Raw genomic sequence first — 275 nt, 5'->3', positions numbered from 1 at the left:
CGAATCAACGTTCCCGGTCTGCACCTGACCCCGATCAAGGGCGGCAAACTGGAGCTGTACTACCAACTGCAGATCGATAGCAAAGTGCTTAAAGAGATGGACCGGATCAGCGCCAGCCATGCCATTCGCGAATCCATCCACGCCGATATCCTGCAAGTCGGCGAACCGCGCCTGGAACTGCCAGAACCTGAAGTACAAGGCCTGATCGACGGCGCCCTGCCCGCCGACACCGACGGCACCACCCTGACCGTGATCTATCTGGACACGGTCAAGGG

At 59.6% G+C, this 275-nt stretch carries 1 protein-coding gene; it reads left to right on the top strand.

The genetic code is table 11. The annotated features are described in order from the left end of the window. Nucleotides 1–275: hypothetical protein (locus K5E40_RS34630; protein ID WP_221734453.1), on the top strand; the 275-nt coding region annotated here is incomplete at both ends.

The sequence above is a fragment of the Pseudomonas baetica genome (genome assembly GCF_019733355.1).
Lineage (GTDB): Bacteria > Pseudomonadota > Gammaproteobacteria > Pseudomonadales > Pseudomonadaceae > Aquipseudomonas > Aquipseudomonas baetica_A.
Note: the sequence above shows the minus strand (reverse complement) of the source record. Positions and strands in the feature narration are given on the sequence as shown.